22 protein-coding genes and 2 tRNA genes are annotated in these 24,477 nt (G+C 61.2%); 2 read left to right on the top strand and 22 right to left on the bottom strand.

Annotation, left to right across the window (positions count from 1 at the left end):
* Window positions 1–56 precede the first annotated feature (56 nt).
* The gene (locus CAF78_RS25545) at window positions 57–359 is read left to right on the top strand and encodes a putative quinol monooxygenase (RefSeq protein WP_085677216.1); all 303 of its coding nucleotides are present in this window, start codon (window positions 57–59) and stop codon (window positions 357–359) included.
* Between the two features lie 76 nt (window positions 360–435).
* On the opposite strand, the gene CAF78_RS25540 is transcribed toward CAF78_RS25545, so the two are convergent.
* From CAF78_RS25540 to rlmE, 16 genes are all read right to left on the bottom strand, one after another.
* Entirely contained in the window at window positions 436–786 is a 351-nt protein-coding gene (locus CAF78_RS25540; protein ID WP_085677215.1) for a BON domain-containing protein, read from the bottom strand.
* 263 nt (window positions 787–1,049) lie between these two features.
* The gene (gene pnp, locus CAF78_RS25535) at window positions 1,050–3,155 is read right to left on the bottom strand and encodes a polyribonucleotide nucleotidyltransferase (RefSeq protein WP_085677214.1); all 2,106 of its coding nucleotides are present in this window, start codon (window positions 3,153–3,155) and stop codon (window positions 1,050–1,052) included.
* 250 nt (window positions 3,156–3,405) lie between these two features.
* Window positions 3,406–3,675 (bottom strand): 30S ribosomal protein S15, encoded by a 270-nt coding sequence (rpsO, locus tag CAF78_RS25525; RefSeq protein ID WP_016391796.1) that lies wholly within the window; start codon window positions 3,673–3,675, stop codon window positions 3,406–3,408.
* A gap of 149 nt (window positions 3,676–3,824) precedes the next feature.
* Entirely contained in the window at window positions 3,825–4,742 is a 918-nt protein-coding gene (gene truB, locus CAF78_RS25520; RefSeq protein WP_085677212.1) for a tRNA pseudouridine(55) synthase TruB, read from the bottom strand.
* A 3-nt stretch (window positions 4,743–4,745) separates the two neighbouring features.
* A complete protein-coding gene (rbfA, locus tag CAF78_RS25515; RefSeq protein WP_085677211.1) occupies window positions 4,746–5,144 on the bottom strand; it encodes a 30S ribosome-binding factor RbfA in 399 nt (132 codons plus the stop codon).
* 116 nt (window positions 5,145–5,260) lie between these two features.
* The gene (gene infB / locus CAF78_RS25510) at window positions 5,261–7,801 is read right to left on the bottom strand and encodes a translation initiation factor IF-2 (RefSeq protein WP_085677210.1); all 2,541 of its coding nucleotides are present in this window, start codon (window positions 7,799–7,801) and stop codon (window positions 5,261–5,263) included.
* A 27-nt stretch (window positions 7,802–7,828) separates the two neighbouring features.
* Window positions 7,829–9,310: a transcription termination factor NusA gene (nusA, locus tag CAF78_RS25505; protein ID WP_027917685.1), complete on the bottom strand. Its 1,482-nt coding sequence runs from the start codon at window positions 9,308–9,310 to the stop codon at window positions 7,829–7,831.
* Between the two features lie 59 nt (window positions 9,311–9,369).
* On the bottom strand, window positions 9,370–9,828 hold the full coding sequence (rimP, locus tag CAF78_RS25500; protein ID WP_054885662.1) for a ribosome maturation factor RimP: 459 nt from the start codon (window positions 9,826–9,828) through the stop codon (window positions 9,370–9,372).
* Between the two features lie 130 nt (window positions 9,829–9,958).
* Window positions 9,959–10,035, bottom strand: a tRNA-Met gene (locus tag CAF78_RS25495).
* Window positions 10,036–10,135: 100 nt separating this feature from the next.
* Window positions 10,136–10,221: transfer RNA gene (locus CAF78_RS25490), tRNA-Leu, on the bottom strand.
* A 21-nt stretch (window positions 10,222–10,242) separates the two neighbouring features.
* Entirely contained in the window at window positions 10,243–10,638 is a 396-nt protein-coding gene (gene secG / locus CAF78_RS25485) for a preprotein translocase subunit SecG (protein WP_085677209.1), read from the bottom strand.
* Window positions 10,639–10,642: 4 nt separating this feature from the next.
* Entirely contained in the window at window positions 10,643–11,398 is a 756-nt protein-coding gene (tpiA, locus tag CAF78_RS25480) for a triose-phosphate isomerase (protein WP_085677208.1), read from the bottom strand.
* A 66-nt stretch (window positions 11,399–11,464) separates the two neighbouring features.
* Window positions 11,465–12,805, bottom strand: a complete 1,341-nt coding sequence (gene glmM / locus CAF78_RS25475; RefSeq protein ID WP_085677207.1) for a phosphoglucosamine mutase — start codon at window positions 12,803–12,805, stop codon at window positions 11,465–11,467.
* 16 nt (window positions 12,806–12,821) lie between these two features.
* Window positions 12,822–13,673, bottom strand: coding sequence for a dihydropteroate synthase (gene folP, locus CAF78_RS25470; protein WP_085677206.1), 852 nt, complete (start codon window positions 13,671–13,673; stop codon window positions 12,822–12,824).
* Window positions 13,674–13,681: 8 nt separating this feature from the next.
* The gene (gene ftsH / locus CAF78_RS25465; RefSeq protein WP_085677205.1) at window positions 13,682–15,586 is read right to left on the bottom strand and encodes an ATP-dependent zinc metalloprotease FtsH; all 1,905 of its coding nucleotides are present in this window, start codon (window positions 15,584–15,586) and stop codon (window positions 13,682–13,684) included.
* A 201-nt stretch (window positions 15,587–15,787) separates the two neighbouring features.
* Window positions 15,788–16,414, bottom strand: coding sequence for a 23S rRNA (uridine(2552)-2'-O)-methyltransferase RlmE (gene rlmE / locus CAF78_RS25460; RefSeq protein WP_054885642.1), 627 nt, complete (start codon window positions 16,412–16,414; stop codon window positions 15,788–15,790).
* Window positions 16,415–16,516: 102 nt separating this feature from the next.
* Here rlmE and CAF78_RS25455 point away from each other — a divergent pair, with 102 nt between their 5' ends.
* Window positions 16,517–16,825, top strand: coding sequence for a YhbY family RNA-binding protein (locus CAF78_RS25455; protein ID WP_085677204.1), 309 nt, complete (start codon window positions 16,517–16,519; stop codon window positions 16,823–16,825).
* Window positions 16,826–16,837: 12 nt separating this feature from the next.
* Here CAF78_RS25455 and CAF78_RS25450 read toward each other — a convergent pair whose 3' ends face one another.
* The 6 genes from CAF78_RS25450 to dnaJ form a co-directional block, all read right to left on the bottom strand.
* Window positions 16,838–17,287: an MFS transporter gene (locus tag CAF78_RS25450; RefSeq protein ID WP_079226471.1), complete on the bottom strand. Its 450-nt coding sequence runs from the start codon at window positions 17,285–17,287 to the stop codon at window positions 16,838–16,840.
* Window positions 17,265–17,747: a transcription elongation factor GreA gene (gene greA / locus CAF78_RS25445; protein ID WP_177326679.1), complete on the bottom strand. Its 483-nt coding sequence runs from the start codon at window positions 17,745–17,747 to the stop codon at window positions 17,265–17,267. Before greA ends, CAF78_RS25450 begins: the two co-directional genes overlap by 23 nt.
* The gene (carB, locus tag CAF78_RS25440; protein ID WP_085677203.1) at window positions 17,744–20,965 is read right to left on the bottom strand and encodes a carbamoyl-phosphate synthase large subunit; all 3,222 of its coding nucleotides are present in this window, start codon (window positions 20,963–20,965) and stop codon (window positions 17,744–17,746) included. The genes greA and carB overlap by 4 nt, the downstream gene beginning before the upstream one ends.
* Window positions 20,966–21,071: 106 nt before the next feature.
* Window positions 21,072–22,208, bottom strand: coding sequence for a glutamine-hydrolyzing carbamoyl-phosphate synthase small subunit (gene carA / locus CAF78_RS25435; protein WP_003249935.1), 1,137 nt, complete (start codon window positions 22,206–22,208; stop codon window positions 21,072–21,074).
* Between the two features lie 327 nt (window positions 22,209–22,535).
* The gene (gene dapB, locus CAF78_RS25430) at window positions 22,536–23,339 is read right to left on the bottom strand and encodes a 4-hydroxy-tetrahydrodipicolinate reductase (RefSeq protein ID WP_085677202.1); all 804 of its coding nucleotides are present in this window, start codon (window positions 23,337–23,339) and stop codon (window positions 22,536–22,538) included.
* A 13-nt stretch (window positions 23,340–23,352) separates the two neighbouring features.
* A complete protein-coding gene (gene dnaJ / locus CAF78_RS25425) occupies window positions 23,353–24,477 on the bottom strand; it encodes a molecular chaperone DnaJ (protein ID WP_085677201.1) in 1,125 nt (374 codons plus the stop codon).

The following is a 24,477-nucleotide window of genomic DNA, read 5'->3' as shown; positions in this document are numbered from 1 at the left end:
GAGACTCCATTTTTGTATACAATTCAGAATAGAATTTAAAACAAAAGGACCGCCCTGTGTATAGCCTGTTCATCAAGACCCGTGTCAAACCCGGCTGCGCCGACGATTTCCTCTCCGCCATCAAGGTCAATGCCGCAGCCTCGGTTGCCAGCGAGCCAGGCTGCCTGGTGTTCGACGTCTCCCAGGACAGGGTCGACCCTGACGTCATCTACCTGTACGAGATCTACCGCGACGATGAGGCGTATGAAGCGCATACCCAGACTGCTCACTTCCGCGACAGCCGCCCTTTGGTCGAGCCGCTGATCGTCGAGCAGGAATGCTTCGAGAGCGATGTGATCGCCCGCAACCCCGTTTACTGAGTGCCAATGAAAAGCCCCGGCACAGGCCGGGGCTTCGGGTAAGGTGGCCAAGTCCTTTTGGCCGACGGGACATTCCTTATTCGGCTTTGAGGCCATCAGCAGAAACAGCCTTCACGCCTTTGATCTTCTTGGTGATCGAGACGGCCATCTCTTTCTGGGATTCGGTAATGGCGGTGGTCGACGACAGCGATACAACGCCTTTGTTGGTCTCGACCTTGATATCGGAGCCCGGAATGCCCTTCTCGGTCATCAGATCGGACTTGACCTTGGTAGTGATCCAGGTGTCCGAGGTCGCTTCCTTGGCTTTGGTCACCTCACCGGCCGCCAGCGTCATGGGGGCCTGGGTGGACTGTTGGGCGAACGCCGCGTTAGCCATGGTCAGGGTCAGAGCGGTAGCAGTAGCGGCAGCAATGGCGAACTTCTTCATGTGGGTCACTCCTGTTTTTCGAAAGGTCTGCGCCGTAAGTCCTGGCGGCAGGTAAGAGTGTAGTTGCATGTGCTGTGCCAGCTTTTACGTTTCGCTTGCTTCCTTATAAATCAATAACTTACATAAATAGCTAGCCAATGGCCGTCGTGCATTTTGCAATCAGGCCGGAAAACCTGCATGCAAGATGCAAGTCCGCAAAAGGTTCCCGGGGCGCATAAAAAAAGGGCCCCGAAGGGCCCTTTTTCCTGTTGCGTGTCAGTCGCTTAGACGCCCGAGGCCTTGGCCGCGGCGACGTCCTTGATCGACAGCTTGATACGGCCGCGGTTGTCCACGTCCAGAACCAGCACTTCGACTTCCTGGCCTTCTTTCAGCACGTCGGTCACTTTCTCTACGCGAGCGTCGCTCAGCATCGAGATGTGTACCAGGCCGTCCTTGCCAGGCAGGATGTTGACGAAGGCGCCGAAGTCGACGATACGCTCGACCTTGCCGACGTAGATCTTGCCGATCTCGGCCTCGGCGGTGATGCCCAGGATGCGCTGCTTGGCGGCATCTGCAGCTTCCTTGGTTTCGCCGAAGATCTTGATCGAGCCGTCGTCTTCGATGTCGATCGAAGCCTTGGTCTCTTCGCAGATGGCGCGGATGGTGGCGCCGCCTTTGCCGATGACGTCACGGATCTTGTCGGTGTCGATCTTCATCGCGATCATGGTCGGGGCGTTGGCCGACAGCTCGGTACGCGACTCGCCGATGATCTGGTTCATCTGGCCGAGGATGTTCAGGCGCGCTTCCAGGGCCTGGCCCAGAGCGATTTCCATGATCTCTTCGGTGATGCCGTTGATCTTGATGTCCATCTGCAGCGCGGTAACACCTTTGGCGGTACCCGCTACCTTGAAGTCCATGTCGCCCAGGTGGTCTTCGTCACCGAGGATGTCGGTCAGGACTGCGAACTTGTCGCCTTCCTTCACCAGGCCCATGGCGATACCGGCAACCGGCGCCTTCATCGGTACACCGGCGTCCATCAGAGCCAGGGAAGCACCGCAGACCGAAGCCATGGAGCTGGAACCGTTGGATTCGGTGATTTCCGAAACCACACGGATGGTGTACGGGAACACGTCAGCGGCTGGCAGCATGGCCTGAACCGAACGACGGGCCAGACGGCCGTGGCCGATTTCGCGGCGGCCGGCGCCACCCATGCGGCCACACTCACCTACCGAGAACGGAGGGAAGTTGTAGTGCAGCATGAACGGGTCTTTCTTCTCGCCTTCGAGGGTGTCCAGCAGCTGGGCGTCACGCGCGGTACCCAGGGTCGCAACGACCAGGGCCTGGGTTTCGCCACGGGTGAACAGCGCCGAACCGTGAGTCTTCGGCAGCACGCCGACTTCGATGTTCAGCGGGCGCACGGTCTTGGTGTCGCGGCCGTCGATACGTGGCTTGCCGTTGACGATGTTTTCGCGAACGGTGCGGTATTCGATTTCGCCGAAGATGTCTTTGACTTCACCTGCCGAAGGTTGGCCTTCTTCACCGGAGAACTTGGCAACGGCCTGATCGCGCAGCTCGCCCAGGCGTGCGTAGCGGTCAGCCTTGACGGTGATGGTGTAGCCCTGCGAAACGGCTTCGCCGAACTCGGCGCGGATGGCGTTGAACAGTTCGGTGTTGGCAACGGCCGGTTTCCAGTCCCAGGTCGGCTTGGCAGCTTCAGCAGCCAGCTCTTTGACAGCCTGGATAACAGCCTGGAACTCGTCGTGGGCGAACAGTACGGCGCCCAGCATCTGGTCTTCGGTCAGCTCTTGAGCTTCCGATTCAACCATCAGCACGGCATCGGAAGTACCGGCAACGACCATGTCCAGGCTCGAGGCAGCCAGTTGCTCGTAGGTCGGGTTCAGCAGGTAGCCGGTGCTTTCGTGGAAGGCAACGCGGGCAGCGCCGATCGGGCCTTCGAACGGAATGCCGGAGATTGCCAGGGCAGCCGAGGTACCGATCATCGCAGCGATGTCCGGATCGGTCTTCTTGCTGGTGGAAACCACGGTGCAGACAACCTGCACTTCGTTCATGAAACCTTCTGGGAACAGCGGGCGGATCGGACGGTCGATCAGGCGCGAGGTCAGCGTCTCTTTCTCGGAAGGACGGCCTTCACGCTTGAAGAAGCCACCCGGGATCTTGCCGGCGGCGTAGGTCTTTTCCTGGTAGTGGACCGACAGCGGGAAGAAACCCTTGCCTGGATCGGCCTGCTTGGCGCCAACCACGGTCACCAGCACGGTGACATCGTTGTCGACGGTAACCAGCACGGCGCCGGTTGCCTGACGGGCGATACGGCCCGTTTCGAGAGTAACGGTCGATTGACCGAACTGGAATTTCTTGATTACCGGGTTCACGGTTTCCTACCTTTTTTCAGTGGCTCTGGGGGAACTGGTTTCTTGCGAATTCTTGGGCAGAACGGGGAATCGGCCCCATTGACCGTCCAGATACAACACGAGGTTGGGAGCCTGGCTGCTGAGCGGTAAACCGCTCAGCAACACCAGGCTGCCAACCTCGCAGATACGCGTGGCGTGCCCGACGGCGATGCTGCAAAGCAGCATAGCCGAAGCCTGCGACACGCCATGCACACCACTGACCAGGCCGCTATTAGCGACGCAGGCCCAGGCGACCGATCAGGGCGCTGTAACGAGTGGTGTCTTTGCCCTTCAGGTAGTCCAGCAGCTTACGACGCTGGTTGACCATACGGATCAGACCACGACGGGAGTGGTGGTCTTTATCGTTGGCCTTGAAGTGGCCTTGCAGCTTGTTGATGTTGGCGGTCAGCAGAGCAACCTGCACTTCCGGGCTACCGGTATCGCCGGCGGCTTGCTGGTAATCGGCAACGATCTGAGCTTTTTCTTCAACGCTGAGGGCCATGAGGCTTCTCCAAATTAAACGGATCCCGCAAGCGGGGTCCAATAGGCCAGGGACAAAACCCTGTATTAATAAAATGAGCTGTGACCGTGCCTACTGACAGCCACCCTCGTTCCACCGGTTTCAGCCAAAGCCTCGGCCTGTGGTTTCGGTCATTCCGACCGAATCAGTCGACGCGGCGCAATGCGCCCGTCTTCGCTCACTTCACCGATACCGATGAAGCGACCGTTGTGATCCTGTACACGGACCATGCCGAACTGCGGTGCATCCGGCGCACGCACTGCCTGGCCATGCAGCCAGTAGAAAGCGCTGTGCTCGGACAGGCACACCAGTGGCCAGTCCTGCAGCCCGCTGTCGGACGGCATCAGGAAGCGATCGAGCGCTTCGTTGCCACCTTCGGCATGGGCCTGCTCGAGTTCCTCGAGGGTTACCGTCTGGGCCAGGGCGAAAGGCCCGGCCTGGGTCCGGCGCAACTCGGCGACATAAGCGCCGCAGCCCAGTGCCTCGCCGATATCCTCCACCAGGGTACGGATATAGGTGCCTTTGCTGCAGCCTACCGACAACCGTGCACGGGTGCCTTCGCACTCGAGCAACTCCAAGCGGCCAATAGTAACAGAACGCGCCTCGCGCTCCACTACCTCTCCTGCACGCGCCAGTTTGTACAACGGCTGGCCGTCGCGCTTGAGCGCCGAGTACATCGGCGGTACTTGAAGGATTTCACCGCGAAAACGCGGGATCACGGCTTCGATATCGGCGCGACCAACGGTCACATCGCGGGTCTGCAGGACTTCGCCTTCAGCGTCCGCGGTGCTGGTCGTCTGCCCCATCTGCATGACCGTTTCGTAGCCCTTGTCGGAATCGAGCAGGTACTGCGAAAACTTGGTCGCCTCACCGAAGCACAGCGGCAGCACGCCGGTGGCCAGCGGGTCGAGGCTGCCGGTGTGGCCGGCCTTCTCGGCATTGAGCAACCAGCGAACCTTCTGCAGCGCGGCGTTGGAGGTGAAGCCCAGCGGCTTGTCGAGCAGGATGATGCCGCTGACGTTGCGGCGGATACGTTTGACCTGGGCCACCGCTTACTCCTTGGCGTCCGGCTCGTCGGCATCCTTGTGCAGGCGGTCTTCGGCCACTGCACGCTCGATCAGCGCCGACAGGTGGACACCGCGGCTGACACTTTCATCGAAGTGGAAATGCAACTGCGGCACGCTGCGCAGCTGCATCGAGCGGCCCAGGTGCAGGCGCAGGAAGCTGGCGGCGCTGTTCAGGGCCTTGAGCGACTGCTGCACGGCGTCCGGGGTTTCTTCGCCCATGACGGTGATGAAAACCTTGGCATGGCCCAGGTCGCGGCTGACATCCACAGCGGTGATGGTGACCAGACCGACGCGTGGGTCCTTGACTTCACGGCGGATCAGTTCGGCCAGCTCTCGCTGCATCTGATCACCGATACGTTGGGTACGGCTGTATTCTTTGGCCATTCTTGCTACCTGTAACTTAAAGCGGCAAACGCCCGGTCAGGCTTAAGCCTGACCGGGCGCTACCTACTGAGGCGCTGCCCACCGCCCTGCGGCGGGGGCTGGCGCCCTGCTCACCCTTAAAGGGTACGAGCAACCTGGACTTTCTCGAAGACTTCGATCTTGTCGCCGACCTTGACGTCGTTGTAGCTCTTGACGCCAATACCGCACTCCATGCCCGAACGCACTTCGGAAGCGTCGTCCTTGAAGCGACGCAGCGATTCCAGCTCGCCTTCGAAGATCACAACGTCTTCGCGCAGTACGCGGATCGGACGGTTGCGGTACACGGTGCCTTCGATGACCATACAGCCAGCGATGGCGCCGAACTTCGGCGAACGGAACACGTCACGGACTTCGGCGACACCCAGGATGTTCTCGCGAACATCGCTGCCGAGCATGCCGGTCAGGGCTTTCTTGACGTCTTCGATGATGTCGTAGATCACGTTGTAGTAACGCATATCCAGACCTTCCTGCTCGACGATCTTGCGCGCGCCGGCATCGGCACGCACGTTGAAGCCGAACAGTACTGCATTCGAAGCCAGCGCCAGGTTGGCATCGCTTTCGGTGATACCACCGACGCCGCCACCGATCACGCGCACCTGAACTTCGTCGTTGCCCAGGCCGCCCAGCGAGCCCTGCAGTGCTTCCAGGGAACCACGCACGTCGGTCTTGAGGACGATGTTGAGGGTCTTCTTCTCTTCCTGACCCATGGTCTCGAAGATGTTTTCCAGCTTGCCGGCGTGAGCACGGGCCAGCTTGACCTCGCGGTACTTGCCTTGACGGAACAGGGCAACTTCGCGGGCCTTCTTCTCGTCGGCAACCACGGACAGCTCGTCACCGGCTTCCGGGGTACCGTCCAGGCCAAGAATCTCGACCGGGATCGACGGGCCGGCTTCCTTCACAGGCTTGCCGTTCTCGTCGAGCATGGCGCGCACGCGGCCATAGTTGGAACCGCACAGGACCATGTCGCCCTGACGCAGGGTACCGTCCTGAACCAGGATGGTCGCCACTGGGCCACGGCCCTTGTCCAGGCGCGATTCGACCACGACGCCACGGCCTGGAGCGGTCGGGGTGGCGGTCAGCTCGAGGATCTCGGCTTGCAGCAGGACGGCTTCGAGCAGCTCGTCGACACCGGTACCCATCTTCGCCGAAACCTTGACGAACGGAGTGTCACCACCCCAATCCTCGGAGGTCACGCCTTCGACGGCCAGTTCGTTGCGGATGCGATCGAGGTCGGCACCCGGCTTGTCGATCTTGTTCACTGCAACCACCAGCGGAACGCCAGCTGCCTTGGCATGCTGAACGGCTTCGCGGGTCTGCGGCATCACGCCGTCGTCCGCCGCCACCACCAGGATGACGATGTCGGTGGCCTTGGCACCACGTGCACGCATCGCGGTGAACGCGGCGTGGCCCGGGGTGTCGAGGAAGGTGACCATGCCGCGGTCGGTTTCCACGTGGTAGGCACCGATGTGCTGGGTAATACCACCGGCTTCGCCAGCGGCAACCTTGGCACGACGGATGTAGTCGAGCAGCGAGGTCTTGCCATGGTCAACGTGACCCATGACGGTAACCACCGGTGCGCGCGACTCGGTCTGGCCTTCGAACTTCAGCGATTCGGCCAGGGAGTCTTCCAGGGCGGTATCGCTGACCAGGGTGACCTTGTGGCCCAGCTCTTCTGCGATCAGCTGAGCGGTTTCCTGGTCGAGCACCTGGTTGATGGTGACCGGGGTACCCAGCTTGAACATGAACTTGACCACTTCGGCGCCCTTGACGGACATCTGGTTGGCCAGTTCGGAGACGGTGATGGTCTCGCCGATGGTCACGTCACGAATGACAGGGCCAGTCGGGTTCTGGAAGCCGTGCTGGTTACGCTTCTTCAGCTTGCTCTTGCCACCACGGCCACGACGAGCGCCATCGCTCTCTTCGTCGGTGGTGCGCGGAGCGGCACGAGGCGTCGGAGCCTTTTCCTTCTCCTTGACCTTGACCTTGATCGAAACGCGCGGCGCTTCGCCACGACGCTCGCCACCACGACGGTCTTCGTCACGGGTACGGCCTTCGTTGCGACGGGCTTCGTCCTTCTTGCGCTCGGCAGCACGGGCTGCGGCGTCTTCGGACGCTGGCGCGTCGGCGACTACCGGGGCCGGGGCAGGCGCTGGCTCGGCCTTGGCGGCAGGCGCCGGGGCTGGAGCTGCAGCAGCGGCGTCGGCCGCCTGACGGCGAGCCTGCTCTTCGTTGCGCTGGCGAACTTCGGCCTCGACCTTGTCGCGAGCGGCATTTTCAGCCGCGCGGCGCTCATCCAGCTCACGCTTCTGCTCAGCCTGGATCTCTTCAGGGCTGCGCTGCACGAAAACTTTCTTCTTGCGTACTTCTACGCTGATGCTCTTGCTACCGGCGACACGCAGGGTGCTGGTGGTCTTGCGCTGCAAGGTAATCTTGCGCGGCTCTTCCGCCTTGCTCTTGTGGCTGCTCTTCAAATGGGTCAGCAGAGTCTGCTTCTCATTGTCGGTCACTACCTGACCGGCGTCGGTGTGCGGCAGACCTGCCTCACGCATCTGCTGCAGCAGGCGCTCTACCGGTGCCTCGACCTCTTGGGCCAGTTCTTTCACCGTGACTTGCGTCATGCACTTCTCTCCTCAGGCCGCGCCTAATTACTCGAACCAGTGGGCTCGGGCGGCCATGATCAACTTGCCGGCACGCTCTTCGTCGATGCCGTCGATGTCGAGCAGGTCGTCAATCGACTGCTCGGCCAGGTCTTCGCGGTTAACCACGCCGCGCACCGCCAGTTCCGCTGCCAGGTCCTTGTCCATGCCCTCGAGGGAGAGCAGGTCGTCGGACGGATGGGCGTCTGCCAGTTTTTCTTCGGTAGCGATGGCCTTGGTCAACAAACGGTCCTTGGCACGAGCGCGCAGCTCATTGACGATATCTTCGTCAAAGCCATCGATGTTGAGCATTTCTTCCAACGGTACGTAGGCAATTTCTTCGAGGCTGGTGAAGCCTTCGTCGACCAGCACTTGGGCCAGCTCCTCGTCGACTTCCAGCTCATCGATGAAATTGCGCAGGATGTCGCCGGTTTCAGCCTGTTGCTTGGCCTGGATGTCCTTCTCGGTCATCACGTTCAGGGTCCAGCCAGTCAGCTGACTGGCCAGGCGAACGTTCTGACCACCACGGCCAATGGCTTGCGCCAGGTTGTCTTCGGCAACGGCAATGTCCATTGCATGGGCATCTTCATCAACGATGATCGCCGCGACTTCGGCCGGCGACATGGCGTTGATGACGAACTGCGCCGGGTTCTCGTCCCACAGGACGATATCCACACGCTCACCACCCAGCTCGCCGGATACGGCCTGGACGCGCGAACCGCGCATGCCGATGCAGGCACCTTGCGGGTCGATGCGCTTGTCCTTGGAGCGGACGGCGATCTTGGCACGCGATCCCGGATCACGGGAGGCGGCCATGACTTCGATGAGGCCTTCGGCGATTTCCGGCACTTCGATGCGGAACAGCTCGATCAGCATCTGCGGCGCGGTGCGCGAGAGGATCAGCTGAGGGCCGCGGTTCTCGGTGCGAATTTCCTTGAGCAGCGCGCGCAGGCGCACGCCGACGCGGAAGGTCTCACGTGGAATGATGTCTTCGCGGGCCAGCAGGGCCTCAGCGTTGTTGCCCAGGTCGACGATGACGTTGTCACGGGTGACCTTCTTGACGGTGCCGGAGATGATCTCGTTGACCCGCTCGCGGTAGGCGTCGACCACCTGGGCGCGCTCGGCTTCACGGACCTTCTGCACGATGACCTGCTTGGCGGTCTGCGCGGCGATACGGCCGAACTCGATGGACTCGATCTTTTCTTCGATCACGTCACCGACTTTCGCTTCCGGGTGAGTGTCCTTGATCTTGTCCAGCCAGGTTTCGATCGCCGGATCGTCCAGGTCGTTCTCGTCGACCACGGTCCAGCGACGGAAAGTCTCATAGCTACCGGTGTGGCGGTTGATTTCCACACGCAGATCGACTTCGTCCTCAAAACGTTTTTTGGTTGCAGTAGCCAGGGCCACTTCCAGCGCTTCGAAAATGACGCCGGGCGGTACACCTTTTTCGTTGGATACCGATTCAACAACCAGCAGTACTTCTTTGCTCATCGTACGCCTCGCCTTGCGCAAGCCATTGGGCCCGGATAGTCCGCCGGGCCCGGCACGTCTCAGTCAAAACTGGGAATAATATTGGCCTTGTCGATCGAGTCGATCGGCAGCAGGAACTCCTGGTTGTCCACCTGGACCACCACGTCCTGATCCTCCACACCGCGGAGAAGGCCCTGGAAGTTACGACGACCCTCGAAGGGTGAACGCAGCTTGATCTTCACTTGTTCGCCGGCATGCGAGGCAAACTGTTCCAGAGTGAACAGTGGGCGATCCATGCCTGGAGAGGAGACCTCAAGGGTATATTCGCTGCTGATCGGATCTTCCACATCGAGGATCGCGCTGGCCTGACGGCTGACTGCTTCGCAGTCGTCCACCAGGATGCCGTCTTCCTTGTCGATATAGATGCGCAGTACCGAATGCTTACCCTGGGATACGAACTCGATCCCCCAGCACTGATAGCCCAGACCCTCGACCACCGGGGCCAACAAGGCCTGCAACTGTTCTAGCTTGCTCGACACCTGAACCCCCTCGTGCATGCTGTGCAAATAAAAAATGGGCGAAGCGCCCATCCCTGAAAGCGCCGTAGGACAACGACGCCGTAAATTGTTCGGCTAGCAAAAAGCCCCTGAAAAGGGGCTCCGCTGAAGCTGGTTGCGGGGGCTGGATTTGAACCAACGACCTTCGGGTTATGAGCCCGACGAGCTACCAAGCTGCTCCACCCCGCGACAAAGCTGGGGCGAAAGTATAAGACTTAACCTGCTTAAGGGTCAAACCCAAACCTTCACCTGCAAGAAAGCCCGCTAAAGCGGGCTCTCAAGCTTCAATTGGTACCGAGAAGGGGACTCGAACCCCTACACCCTATGGGCACAACCACCTCAAGGTTGCGTGTCTACCAATTCCACCACCTCGGCAATACTACTACTTGAAACCCGTTACTTCTGCTCTTCGGCCGGAGGAGGTACATCACCTTTGCTGGTGGTGTCGCTCTTCTGTTCCTGGAGCACCGGTACATCATCATTAACTGCCGGTTTCTGCGGCTCTTTCACTTCTAGCACCGCTGGATCTGGAAGACCTGCTTGGCTAAGCTGGTGAGCTTGTTGCTTCGCGAAGCATCCTAACCCAAGTGCTGTCAAAAAGAAAGTGGCAGCGAGTATAGCAGTTAATTTACTCAGGAAGGTAGCAGAACCTTGGCTTCCGAACACAGTGTTTGAGGCACCTGCGCCGAAAGATGCACCTGCTTCCGCACCCTTACCCTGTTGCAACAGAACCAGCACTACAAGCGACAGCGCTGCCAACAGATGAAAAACAACGATAACTGTTTCCAGCATTTGTTCAGTTTCCTGCGGCGCGACAAATTGCACCGAATTCGTCTGCGTTCAGGGACGCTCCACCAATGAGCCCCCCATCGATATCCGGCATGCCGAACAGTTCGGCCGCATTGGCCGCCTTCACGCTGCCGCCGTAGAGAAGCTGCACGTTTGCGGCAACTTCGGCGTCTTCGGCCGCCAACTGAGCGCGGATGGCTGCATGCACATCCTGAGCCTGTTGAGGCGAAGCCGTCAAACCTGTGCCAATGGCCCAAACCGGCTCATAGGCAATTACTGCATTGGCGAAAGCCTTAACACCGAACGCGTCGATGATACTGCTTAGTTGACCCCCGACAACTTCGAGTGTCTTGCCTGCCTCACGCTCTTCGAGAGTTTCCCCTACGCAGAGCACCGGCATTAAACCACTAAGTTGAGCGGCTGCAAACTTATCTTTCAGCACTTCTTCACTTTCGCCGATGATCTGGCGACGTTCGGAATGGCCAATCAAGACCAACTTGCAACCTGCTTCAACCAACTGACTCGGCGCAACTTCACCGGTCAGCGCGCCCTGTTCGGGCTTTACCGCAGAATTCTGTGCTCCGACAGTGATCCCCTTGCCTTGCAACCCATCAACCACCTGGTTGATGAACAGCGCTGAGGGGAACACCGCGACTTCAACACCGCTTGGCACGGACATATTGCCCAGGCCCAGGATCAGCTCAGCGACGCTGGCGCGGGTACCGTGCATCTTCCAGTTACCAGCTACCATGGGGCGACGCATGCTTTACCTCGTCGGTCAAAGTGGGCGCAGATCTTACCCAACCCGATCTGCGCTGGCAAGCCTCTTTCAGGCACAAACTTCCGCAACCAGCTTGGCCAGGGCTTCGGCGTGGCCACGCACCTGGTTTTCGTCGTCACCTTCGACCATTACCCGCACCAAAGGCTCGGTACCGGACTTGCGCAGCAGCACACGCCCGCGCCCCGCCATGGCCTCGGTGACCTTGGCGCTGGCTTCCTTGACGGCCGGATGCTCCAGAGGATCGACCTTGCTGGCGCCAAAGCGCACGTTGATCAATACCTGAGGGCATTTGCGCAGGGCCTGACGGGCCTGTGCCAGGGTCTCGCCGCGGCGCTTGAGCGCCATCAGCACCTGCAGCGCGGCAATGATCGCATCACCGGTGGTGGTGTGGTTGCAGCACACCACATGCCCGGAGTTCTCGCCACCCAGCAGCCAGTCCCGCTCGAGCAGCTCGGCCATCACGTAGCGATCGCCGACCTTGGCCCGCACGAACGGAATATCCAGGTCCTTGAGCGCCAGCTCCAGGCCCAGGTTGCTCATCAGCGTGCCGACCACCCCGCCTTGCAGCTTGCCACGCTCGTGCAGGTCGCGAGCGATGATGAACAGCAATTCGTCGCCATCGACGATGGCCCCGGTGTGGTCGACCATCAGTACCCGGTCGCCATCGCCATCGAAGGCGATGCCCAGGTCGGCATGGCCCACCAGCACGGCAGCCTGCAGCGATTCGATGTGGGTCGAGCCGCAACCCTCGTTGATGTTCAGGCCGTCGGGCTGCGCATGCAGCACGGTCACGTCGGCGCCGAGTTCGCGGAACACGCTCGGGGCCACCTTGTAGGTGGCGCCGTGGGCACAGTCGACAACAAGCTTGAGGCCTTCGAAGCTGGTGCTGCTTGGTACGCTGCTCTTGCAGAACTCGATGTAGCGGCCAGCCGCGTCGTTGATACGGGAAACCTTGCCCAGCTTGCTCGACTCGACCACGGTCATCGGCTGATCGAGCAATTCCTCGATCATCAGCTCGACTTCGTCAGGCAGCTTGGTGCCCTGCCCGGAGAAGAACTTGATGCCGTTGTCATCGTGCGGGTTGTGCGAGGCGCTGATGACGATGCCCGCTTCGGCATGGAAGGTGCGAGTCAGGTAAGCGATGGCCGGGGTCGGCATCGGCCCGAGCAGCATCACGTCAGCACCGGCTGCAGACAAACCGGCTTCGAGCGCGGACTCGAACATGTAACCGGAAATACGCGTGTCCTTGCCCACCAGCACACGGCAATTGCCCTGCTTGCGGAAGGCCATGCCTGCAGCCCAGCCCAGCTTCAGCATGAAGTCCGGAGTGATCGGGTATTCGCCGACACGGCCACGGATGCCGTCGGTACCAAAGTATTTTCTGCTCATAGGGACTCCAATGTTCTTATTCGGCGTTCTGTACCGCGGCAATCATGCGCACCACATCGACGGTCTCGGCCACATCATGGACGCGCAGGATGCTGGCCCCCTTGGTCATGGCCAGAGCCGCCAGCGCGAGGCTGCCGTACAGTCGCTCACCGACCGGACGATCCAGCGTCAGGCCGATCATGCTCTTGCGTGAAACACCCACCAGCAGCGGGCGCCCGAGGCGATAGAGCGCCTCCATGTGCTTGAACAGGCTGAGGTTGTGCGCCAGCGTCTTGGCGAAACCGAAGCCTGGATCAAGAATGATTCGTTCGGCGGGGATGCCCGCCGCTGCGCAAGCGGCCATCCGTTGTTCAAGATAGCGCGTTACGTCGGCGGTCACATCTTCGTAATGCGGGTCGTCCTGCATGGTACCGGGCTCGCCGCGCATGTGCATCAGGCACACCGGCAAGCCAGTGTCTGCCGCCGCATCCAGCGCACCATCGCGCTCCAGGGCGCGCACGTCGTTGATCAGGCCGGCACCCAGCCGGGCCGATTCGCGAATGACCGCAGGCGTCGAGGTATCGACCGAAATGACCACGTCGAAGCGACTGTTGATCGCCTCGACCATCGGCGCCACACGCTCGATCTCTTCGGTGACCGAAACCGCACGGGCGCCGGGGCGGGTCGACTCGCCACCGATGTCGATCAGCGTGGCACCCGCCGCGATCATCGCCTCGGCATGGCGCAACGCCTCGTCACGCTGGCTGAACCGTCCACCATCGGAGAAAGAGTCGGGCGTGATATTGAGAATACCCATGACATGGGTACGGGAAAGATCAAGAACCCGGTTGCCGCAAGGCAACCGGGTCGGGTACTGCACTGAGCTCATAGGTGCCCTTAGTGTTGAGCTGCTGGGCCGCCGATCGGCGATTCCGGGCGATCGTTCTGGGCAGTCGGGGCGCCAGAATCCTTGTCGTCATCCCAATCACGGGGTTCGCGCGGAGTACGGCCAGCCATGATGTCGTCAATCTGATCGGCATCGATGGTCTCGTACTTCATCAGGGCTTCGGTCATTGCCTCGAGCTTGTCGCGGTTGTCGATCAGCAGCTGCTTGGCCGTGGCATAGCACTGGTCGATGATGCTGCGCACTTCGGAGTCGATCAGCTTGGCAGTCTCGCCGGATACACTGGCGTGCTGGCTGGCGGCACTACGGCCGAGAAACACCTCGCCCTCCTCTTCGGCATACATCAGCGGGCCGAGCTTTTCCGACAGGCCCCACTTGGTCACCATGTTGCGAGCGATCTGGCTGGCCCGCATGATGTCGTTGGATGCACCGGTGGTGACACCATCGAAGCCCAGGGTCATCTCTTCGGCTATACGGCCGCCGTACAGCGAGCAGATCTGGCTGATCAGTGCGCGCTTGGACAGGCTGTAGCGGTCTTCTTCCGGCAGGAACATGGTGACACCCAGGGCACGACCACGCGGGATGATCGAAACCTTGTAGACCGGATCGTGCTCAGGCACCAGGCGACCGACAATCGCGTGCCCGGCCTCGTGATAGGCGGTGTTCCGCTTTTCCTTCTCGGACATGACCATGGTCTTGCGCTCGGCACCCATCATGATCTTGTCTTTGGCCAGCTCGAACTCTTTCATTTCGACCAGGCGCTTGTTGGAGCGCGCAGCGAACAGCGAAGCCTCGTTGACCAGGTTGGCCAGGTCGGCACCGGAGAAGCCTGGGGTACCACGGGCAATGACCGCCGGGTTGACGTTTTCGCCAACCGGCACCTTGCGCATGTGCACCTTGAGGATCTGCTCACGGCCGCGGATATCCGGCAGGCCGACCACGACCTGACGGTCGAAGCGACCTGGGCGCAGCAGTGCAGGGTCGAGCACGTCCGGGCGGTTGGTGGCGGCAATGACGATGATGCCATCGTTCATTTCGAAGCCGTCCATTTCCACCAGCAACTGGTTGAGGGTCTGCTCACGCTCGTCGTGACCGCCGCCCATGCCGGCGCCACGGTGGCGACCGACGGCGTCGATTTCGTCGATGAAGATGATGCACGGCGCGTGCTTCTTGGCCTGTTCGAACATGTCACGAACACGGCTGGCACCGACACCGACGAACATCTCGACGAAGTCCGAACCGGAAATGGTGAAGAACGGCACCTTGGCTTCACCGGCAATGGCCTTGGCCAGCAGGGTCTTACCGGTACCGGGCGGGCCGACCATCAGCACACCGCGCGGGATGCGGCCACCCAGGCGCTGGAACTTGCCCGGGTCGCGCAGGAACTCGACCAGTTCGCCCACTTCTTCCTTGGCCTCGTCGCAACCGGCGACGTCAGCCAGGGTAGTCTTCACCTGATCTTCGGAGAGCAGGCGTGCCTTGCTCTTGCCGAAGCTCATCGGCCCGCCCTTGCCGCCTGCACCACCTTGCATCTGGCGCATGAAGAACATGAACACGGCGATGATCACCAGGATCGGGAAGCTGGCCACCAGCAGCTGAGTCCAGATGCTCTGCTGCTCAGGCTGCTTGCCTTCGACGACCACGTGGTTGTCGACCAGGTCGCCGATCAGGCCATTGTCGGTGATGGCCGGGCGCACGGTCTTGAAGTTGTCACCGTCGGCGCGCTTGCCGGTAATGATGTAGCCGTCGACGGTCACACGCTCGACCTTGCCATCCTTGACCTGCTGGATGAAGTCGGAATAGTTGAGGGTCTGCGGCTCGTTAGGGCTGGAGAAGTTGTTCATCACTGTCACCAGGACAGCTGCGATGATCAACCACAGGATCAGATTCTTTGCCATGTCGTTCAATTCGCTACCCTCTGAGGCCGGCGCACGACGCAGCCGTGCCTCGCATGATATTCATCGCCCTAACTTACTACATTACCTACGCATCCGCAGGCACCGTCTGTAACCCTTTGTGAAAGCTAGACTACACGAAGTTCGGACGATCCTGACGGGGCAGCCGATTGGAAATAACTATCAGCCACCCCGCAATACGCCTCATGCCCCTTTGAAACCCCTGCCCAGCAGGTACTGCTCACGGGAACGGTCCCGCGAAGACGACGGCTTGCGCATCTGCACCTTGTCGAACTTGCTACGCACGTCCTTGAGGTACATGTCGAAACCTTCGCCCTGGAAGATCTTGATCAGGAAGTCCCCGCCAGGCTTGAGCACGCGGGTCGCCAGATCCAGGGCCAGCTCGCAGAGGAACATGGCGCGCGGCATGTCCACCGCAGGCGTACCACTCATATTGGGGGCCATGTCGGAAATCACAAGGTCTACGTGCGAATCACCGACCGCCTGAAGAATCTGCTGCAGCACTTCATCCTGGGTGAAGTCGCCCTGAATGAAGGTCACATCAGGGATCGAGTCCATTTCCAGAATGTCGGATGCGATCAGCCGGCCCTGGCCACCAATCAGACGACTGGTCACTTGCGACCAGCCTCCCGGTGCCGCACCAAGGTCGATCACGCTCATGCCGGGGCGGATCAGGCGGTCCTTTTCCTGGATCTCCAGCAGTTTGTAGCTCGCACGCGAGCGGTAGCCGTCCTTCTGCGCCTGTTTCACAAAAGGATCGTTGAAATGCTCTCGCAGCCAGTTTGCGCTGCTTTTGGAACGTTGTACCACGGGGCACCTCGATGATATGCGTCGTGATTGACTGGGCGGAGCCGGTGGCCCTCGGGTAAAATGCCGGTCAATTTTACAGAATCAGACGGAAAGGGTCAGATTATGCCGCTCAATAACGAGCAGAAGAAGCAATACAAGTCCATTGGTCACGACCTGAAGCCGGTCCTGATCGTTGCTGGCAACGGTTTGAACGAAGGCGTGATCGCCGAACTGGAGCGTGCGCTGGCTGATCACGAACTGATCAAGGTCGAAATTCGCTCGGAAGATCGCGAAGAGCGCGCCGCCGCCATTGCCGAACTGTGCAAGGTTGGCCGTGCCGAGCTGGTACAGACCATCGGCAAGAAAGCGCTGATCTATCGCAAGAACCCGCAGCCGAACAAGCAACTGTCCAACATCCACCGTTACAAGTGACGGTGGCTCCGCTCAGTGGCGCGCCTGGCGCGCCCTGACCGGGACTGGTTGGGCCACCAGCACGATGCCGGAGAAGCCCAGTACCAGGAAACAGAACATCTGCCAGCGCTCGCCGACCGAGATGCCGTAGCGCAAGGTGTAGTACCCCACGCAGGCCGCAAAGCCCAACAACAGCATCTGCCCGCGAAACTGCCGCCACCAGGCCGCCAGGCCGTCCACCCTCGCCAGCACCGCCAGTTGGGTCAACAAGCCAAGCAACGCCACGCCGATCAACCAGCGGTCGATCTGCCCGGCGACATCCTGCACCAGCAAGGGTGCAAGGCCACTGACTTTCAGCGCCGGCACCAACCCCACATGGAACACCCACAGGCCGCCGACCCAGAAAACCTGGGCCAGTTGCCAGAGGATCCCCTCGAGGGATGGCGCCCGCAGGCGCCGGTCAGATGTGTTTGACTTCGACAATCTCGTACTCGACCGTACCGCTTGGCGTCTTGACCACCACGGTGTCACCTTCTTCCTTGCCAATGATGGCACGGGCGATCGGTGCGCTGCTCGAAAGCTTGCCTTGTTTCACGTCGGCTTCATCTTCGCCAACGATCTGGTAGGTCACTTCGTCATCGGTTTCGGTGTTGGCCAGCACCACGGTGGTGCCGAAAATCACCTTGCCGGTGTGGGCGATGGTGGTGACGTCGATCACCACCGAGTTCTGCAGACGGCCTTCGATATCGCGGATGCGCGCTTCGACCATGCCCTGCTCTTCACGGGCGGCGTGGTATTCGGCGTTTTCCTTGAGGTCGCCCAGCTCACGCGCTTCGCCAATGGCTTGGCTCAGGCGCGGGCGCTCGGTCTTGCTCAGGAAGGTCAGCTCCTCTTCCAGGGCGCGAGCGCCCTGGACGGTCATCGGGTACTTGGTCATGCTCATGCTTTGAGTCCTGCATGCAGATCCTGCAGGCGACGAACAGTCTTCTCGGGACCGAATTTCAGCGCCTCGCAGATGGCTTCACCAGCCGCAATGGTAGTGGTGCAGTAGATCTTGTGCTGCAGCGCATTGCGACGAATCGAGTAGGAATCGGCGATCGACTGGCGGCCTTCGGTGGTATTGATGATCAGCGACACTTCGTCGTTCTTGATCATGTCGACCACGTGCGGACGACCTTCGGTCACCTTGTTCACACGGCGCACTTTCAGGCCCGCAGCTTCGATGACCTTGGCAGTGCCCGCCGTTGCAACCACTTCGAAGCCCAGGGCGATCAGGTCGCGGGCCACGCCAGCCACTTGCGGCTTGTCGTCGTCACGTACGCTGATGAACGCAGTACCGCCGGTCGGCAGCACTTCGCTGGCACCCATCTGGGCCTTGGCGAAGGCTTCACCGAAGCTGTCACCGACGCCCATGACTTCACCGGTCGATTTCATCTCAGGGCCGAGGATCGGGTCAACCCCCGGGAACTTGGCGAACGGGAAGACGGCTTCCTTGACGCTGTAGAAGTTCGGGATGATTTCCTGGGTGAAGCCCAGCTCTTTCAGGGTTTTGCCGGCCATGACGCGGGCGGCGATCATGGCCAGGGAGGTGCCGATGCACTTGGACACGAACGGTACGGTACGCGAGGCACGTGGGTTGACTTCGATCACGTAGATCTTGTCGCCCTGCAGGGCCAGCTGCACGTTCATCAGGCCGACAACGCCCAGTTCCAGGGCCATTTTCTTGACCTGTACGCGGACTTCGTCCTGCACTTCCTTGCTCAGCGAGTAAGGCGGCAGCGAGCACGCCGAGTCACCGGAGTGAACGCCGGCCTGCTCGATGTGCTGCATGATCGCGCCGATCACCACATCGGTGCCGTCGCAGACCGCATCCACGTCCATCTCGATGGCGCAGTTGAGGAAGTGGTCGAGCAGTACCGGGCTGTCGTTGGACACCTGTACGGCTTCACGCAGGTAGCGCTTGAGCTCGTCCAGCTCGTAGACGATCTCCATGGCGCGGCCACCCAGTACGTAGGACGGGCGCACGACCAGCGGGTAACCGATGCCACCAGCAGCGCGGATGGCTTCTTCTTCGCTGCGCACGGTGGCGTTTGGCGGCTGCAGCAGGTTCAGGCGCTGAACCATCTGCTGGAAGCGCTCACGGTCTTCGGCACGGTCGATGGCGTCCGGGCTGGTACCGATGATCGGTACGCCGGCCTCTTCCAGGGCGCGCGCCAGTTTCAGCGGGGTCTGGCCGCCGTAGTGAACGATGACGCCCTTCGGCTTCTCGACGCGGCAGACTTCCAGCACGTCTTCCAGGGTCAGCGGCTCGAAGTACAGGCGGTCGGAAGTGTCGTAGTCGGTGGAGACGGTTTCCGGGTTGCAGTTGACCATGATGGTCTCGTAACCGTCTTCACGCAGCGCGAGGGCTGCGTGCACGCAGCAGTAGTCGAACTCGATACCTTGGCCGATACGGTTCGGGCCGCCACCCAGGATCATGATCTTGTCGCGGGTCGACGGGTTGGCCTCGCACTCTTCCTCGTAGGTCGAGTACAGGTAGGCGGTGTCGGTGGCGAACTCGGCGGCGCAGGTGTCGACGCGCTTGTACACCGGGAACACTTCCAGCTTGTGGCGGTGACGGCGCAGGTTCTTGTCGGTGATGCCGAGCAGCTTGGCCAGACGCTGGTCCGAGAAGCCCTTGCGCTTGAGGCGCAGCATGTAGTCCTTGTCGATCGACGACAGGGCCAGGGTCTTGACCTTCTCTTCTTCCTTGATCAGGTCTTCCACCTGCACCAGGAACCACATGTCGATGCCGGTCAGTGCGAAGATTTCTTCACAGGTCATGCCCGAACGCATGGCGTCGGCGACGTACCAGATACGCTCGGCACCCGGCACGGTCAGTTCACGCTTGAGGATGCTGGCGGCTTCCGGGCTGGCCAGGTCGACTTTCGGGTCGAGGCCGCAGGCACCGACTTCCAGGCCGCGCAGGGCTTTCTGCAGGGATTCCTGGAAGGTACGGCCGATGGCCATGACTTCACCCACGGATTTCATCTGGGTGGTCAGGCGGGCGTCGGCTTTCGGGAATTTCTCGAAGGCGAAGCGTGGCAGCTTGGTGACGACATAGTCGATCGACGGTTCGAAGGACGCCGGGGTGCGACCACCGGTGATGTCGTTCTGCAGTTCGTCGAGGGTGTAACCAATGGCCAGCTTGGCGGCGATCTTGGCGATCGGGAAGCCGGTGGCCTTGGACGCCAGGGCGGACGAACGGGAAACGCGCGGGTTCATTTCGATCACGACCATGCGGCCGGTGTTCGGGCAGATACCGAACTGCACGTTGGAACCGCCGGTTTCAACACCGATTTCACGCAGCACCGCCAGCGAGGCGTTGCGCATGATCTGGTATTCCTTGTCGGTCAGCGTTTGCGCAGGTGCGACCGTGATCGAGTCACCGGTGTGCACGCCCATCGGGTCGAAGTTCTCGATGGAGCAGACGATGATGCAGTTGTCCTTCTTGTCACGGACCACCTCCATCTCGTATTCCTTCCAGCCGATCAGCGATTCGTCGATCAGCAGCTCCTTGGTCGGCGACAGGTCCAGACCACGGGTGCAGATTTCTTCGAACTCTTCACGGTTGTAGGCGATACCACCGCCAGTGCCGCCCATGGTGAACGACGGACGGATGATGCACGGGAAGCCGAGCTTCTCGAGGACCGCATTGGCCTCTTCCATGCTGTGGGCGATACCGGAGCGCGGGCACTCCAGGCCGATGTCCTTCATGGCCTTGTCGAAGCGCGAACGGTCTTCGGCCTTGTCGATGGTGTCGGCGTTGGCACCGATCATCTCGACGCCGAACTTTTCCAGAACGCCGTGGCGCTCCAGGTCCAGGGCGCAGTTCAGTGCAGTCTGGCCACCCATGGTCGGCAGTACGGCGTCCGGGCGCTCTTTTTCGATGATCTTGGCCACCGATTGCCATTTGATCGGCTCGATGTAGGTGGCGTCGGCCATGGCCGGGTCGGTCATGATGGTGGCTGGGTTGGAGTTCACCAGGATGACGCGGAAACCTTCCTCGCGCAGGGCTTTACAGGCCTGGGCGCCGGAGTAGTCGAATTCGCAGGCCTGGCCGATCACGATCGGGCCAGCGCCGAGAATCAGGATGCTTTTGATGTCTGTACGTTTTGGCATGGTTGTCACTCAAATCCGCGGGTCAGTCGGCAAGCCGTCTTGAACAATCTGGGTCAGGCGCTTCCGGGCGCGGCGCGAGCCGGCCCGGGGCCTTGATGCAGGATGCTCAGCGGCGCTTGGCCATGGCATCGGTGAAACGATCGAACAGTGGCGCGACGTCGGTCGGGCCTGGGCTCGCTTCAGGGTGGCCCTGGAAGCTGAACGCGCTCTTGTCGGTGCGCTCGATACCCTGCAGGGTGCCGTCGAACAGCGACTTGTGGATGGCGCGGACGTTGCCCGGCAGGGTGGCTTCGTCAACGGCGAAACCGTGGTTCTGGCTGGTGATCATGACCACGCCGGTGTCCAGGTCCTGGACCGGGTGGTTGGCACCGTGGTGGCCGTGGCCCATCTTCACGGTCTTGGCGCCGGAGGCCAGGGCCAGCAGCTGGTGGCCGAGGCAGATGCCGAATACCGGGATCTCGGTCTCGAGGATTTCCTTGATCGCCTGGATCGCATAGTCGCATGGCTCCGGATCACCAGGGCCGTTGGACAGGAACACGCCATCCGGATTCAGCGCCAGCACTTCGCTGGCCGGGGTCTGGGCAGGCACCACGGTCACGCGGCAGCCGCGGGCGACCAGCATGCGCAGGATGTTCAGCTTGACGCCGTAGTCGAAGGCGACCACGTGGTACGGCAGGTCGGCAGCATCGATGGTCGGGTGGCTGTCGGTTTTCAGTTCCCACACGCTGGAGCGCCACTCGTAGCGTTCCTTGGTGGAAACGACCTTGGCCAGGTCCATGCCCTTCAGGCCAGGGAAGCCGCGGGCAGCAGCGATGGCGGCTTCTTCGCTGATGTTGTCACCCGCCAGGATGCAGCCGTTCTGAGCGCCTTTTTCGCGCAGGATACGGGTCAGGCGACGGGTGTCGATGCCGGCGATGGCGACGACATTGTTGGCCTTGAGGTACTCAGGCAGCGACTGGGTGTTACGCCAGTTGCTGGCCAGCAGCGGCAGGTCGCGGATGACCAGGCCAGCGGACCAGACACGGTTCGACTCGGCGTCTTCCGGGGTGGTGCCGGTGTTGCCGATGTGCGGGTAGGTCAGGGTAACGATTTGCTGCGCGTAGGAAGGGTCTGTAAGGATTTCCTGGTAGCCGGTCATAGCGGTGTTGAATACCACCTCACCAACGGTCTGACCGTCGGCACCGATGGCTTCACCGCGGAAAATACTGCCGTCGGCAAGGGCGAGTATGGCTGGCTTTGTCAAGAAGACCTCCCGTAAATCAAGCATGAAAGGGCGATCGCAGGTTGCAAAAAAGCGGAGTGACGTATGGACACGTCACCCCGCTTTTATGTGCTGAATTCAATTCGCTGCGCGCTTTTAGTGGACACACTAAAGCTGTAGCTTACAGAAAAGTGCGTTTTCGGTCTACCGCATATGTGTCTCCAAAACACATGATTGCGACAGACTGACATCGGCGTCGCCTGTTTCGCGGGTAAACCCGCTCCCAAGGGGGCCGCACAGCGCCTAAGCCCTGCACCAATCCTATGGGAGCGGGCGTGCCCGCGAACAAGCCAACATCGACCAAACCGATCAGTGCAGCTCGAGCACGTCCTGCATGTCGTACAGGCCTGGCTCGCGCCCATCCAGCCACAGCGCCGCACGCACCGCGCCCTTGGCGAAGGTCATGCGGCTGGAGGCCTTGTGGGTGATTTCCAGGCGCTCGCCCTCAGCGGCAAACAGCACGGTGTGATCACCCACCACGTCCCCGGCCCGCACCGTGGCGAAGCCGATGGTCTTGCGATCACGCGCGCCGGTCTGGCCTTCACGGCCGTAGACCGCCACTTCCTGCAGATCACGCCCCAGCGCATTGGCAACCACTTCACCCATGCGCAGCGCGGTCCCCGAAGGGGCATCGACCTTGTGCCGGTGGTGCGCCTCGATGATCTCGATGTCGACATCATCGCCCAGCACCCGCGCCGCCATGTCCAGCAGCTTGAGGCTGAGGTTGACGCCCACGCTGAAGTTGGCGGCGAACACGATCGGGATATCCTTGCCCGCCTCGGCCAGCAACTGCTTTTCCTCGACGGAGAAACCGGTGGTGCCGATGATCATCGCCTTGCCGTGCTTACGGCAGAAGGCCAGATTCTTCAGGGTCACTGACGGGTGGGTGAAATCGATCAACACGTCGAATTCATCGGCGACCTTGGCCAGGTCATCGGACAGCAGAACACCAATCCGGCCAAGGGCCGCCAACTCACCGGCATCCGCGCCAACAAGCGAGCTGTCAGGGCGATCGATTGCCGCCGTCAGCCCCGCGCCCGGGGTTTGCTGCACGGCTTCGATGAGGGTCTTGCCCATGCGCCCTGCTGCGCCCATTACCGCAATACGTCGCATAACCTGTTCCTTCTCAAAGATCGCCGAAGAAGCGTTTCACGCCATCGAACCAGCCATTGGCCTTGGGCGAATGGGAGCTGTCGCCTTCCAGCGAACTGCGCAGCTCTTCGAGCAACTCGCGCTGACGGCGGCTGAGGTTGACCGGGGTTTCCACCGCCACACGGCACAACAGGTCACCGGCACCACCACCACGCACCGGCGCCACGCCCTTGCCACGCAGGCGGAACTGCTTGCCGGTCTGGGTACCTTCCGGAATCTTCAGCTTCACGCGACCATCGAGGGTCGGCACTTCCAGCTCGCCACCCAGGGCGGCGTCGGTGTAGCTGATTGGCACTTCGCAATACAGGTGCTTGCCATCACGCTGGAAGATCTCGTGCTCGCGCACGCTGATCACAACGTAAAGGTCGCCGGTCGGCCCACCATGGGTACCCGCCTCGCCCTCACCGGACAGACGGATGCGGTCACCGGTATCGACACCCGCCGGCACCTTGACCGACAGGGTCTTGTATTCCTCGACACGGCCTTCTCCGTGGCACGAGGTGCACGGGTCGGTGATGATCTTGCCCTGGCCATGGCAGCGCGGGCAGGTCTGCTGCACCGAGAAGAAGCCTTGCTGCATGCGCACCTGGCCGATGCCGCCACAGGTCGGGCAGGTCGACGGGGTCGAACCCTTCTTGGCACCGGAGCCGTCGCACGGCTTGCAGTTGACCAGCGTTGGCACGCGGATGCTGACCGTGGTGCCACGCACTGCTTCTTCCAGGTTCAGCTCCAGGGTGTAGCGCAGGTCGCTGCCGCGCTGGGCACCGCCACGTCCACCGCCGCGCCCACCACCGAAGAAGTCGCTGAACACATCACCGAAGATGTCGGAGAAGTTGGCGCCACCGAAGCCGGCACCGCCGCCACCCATGCTCGGGTCGACGCCGGCGTGACCGTACTGGTCGAACGCCGCACGCTTGCTCGCATCGGACAGCACTTCGTAGGCCTCGTTGGCCTCCTTGAACTTGTCTTCCGACTCTTTGTCGCCCGGGTTGCGGTCCGGGTGGTATTTCATCGCCAGGCGGCGGTAAGCCTTCTTGAGGTCAGCTTCGCTGGCGCCGCGCTCGACACCCAGGACCTCATAATAATCACGCTTGGACAT

This window comes from Pseudomonas sp. R28(2017) (assembly GCF_002112505.1).
Taxonomy (GTDB): domain Bacteria; phylum Pseudomonadota; class Gammaproteobacteria; order Pseudomonadales; family Pseudomonadaceae; genus Aquipseudomonas.
This window is presented reverse-complemented; position numbering and strand designations above follow the sequence as displayed.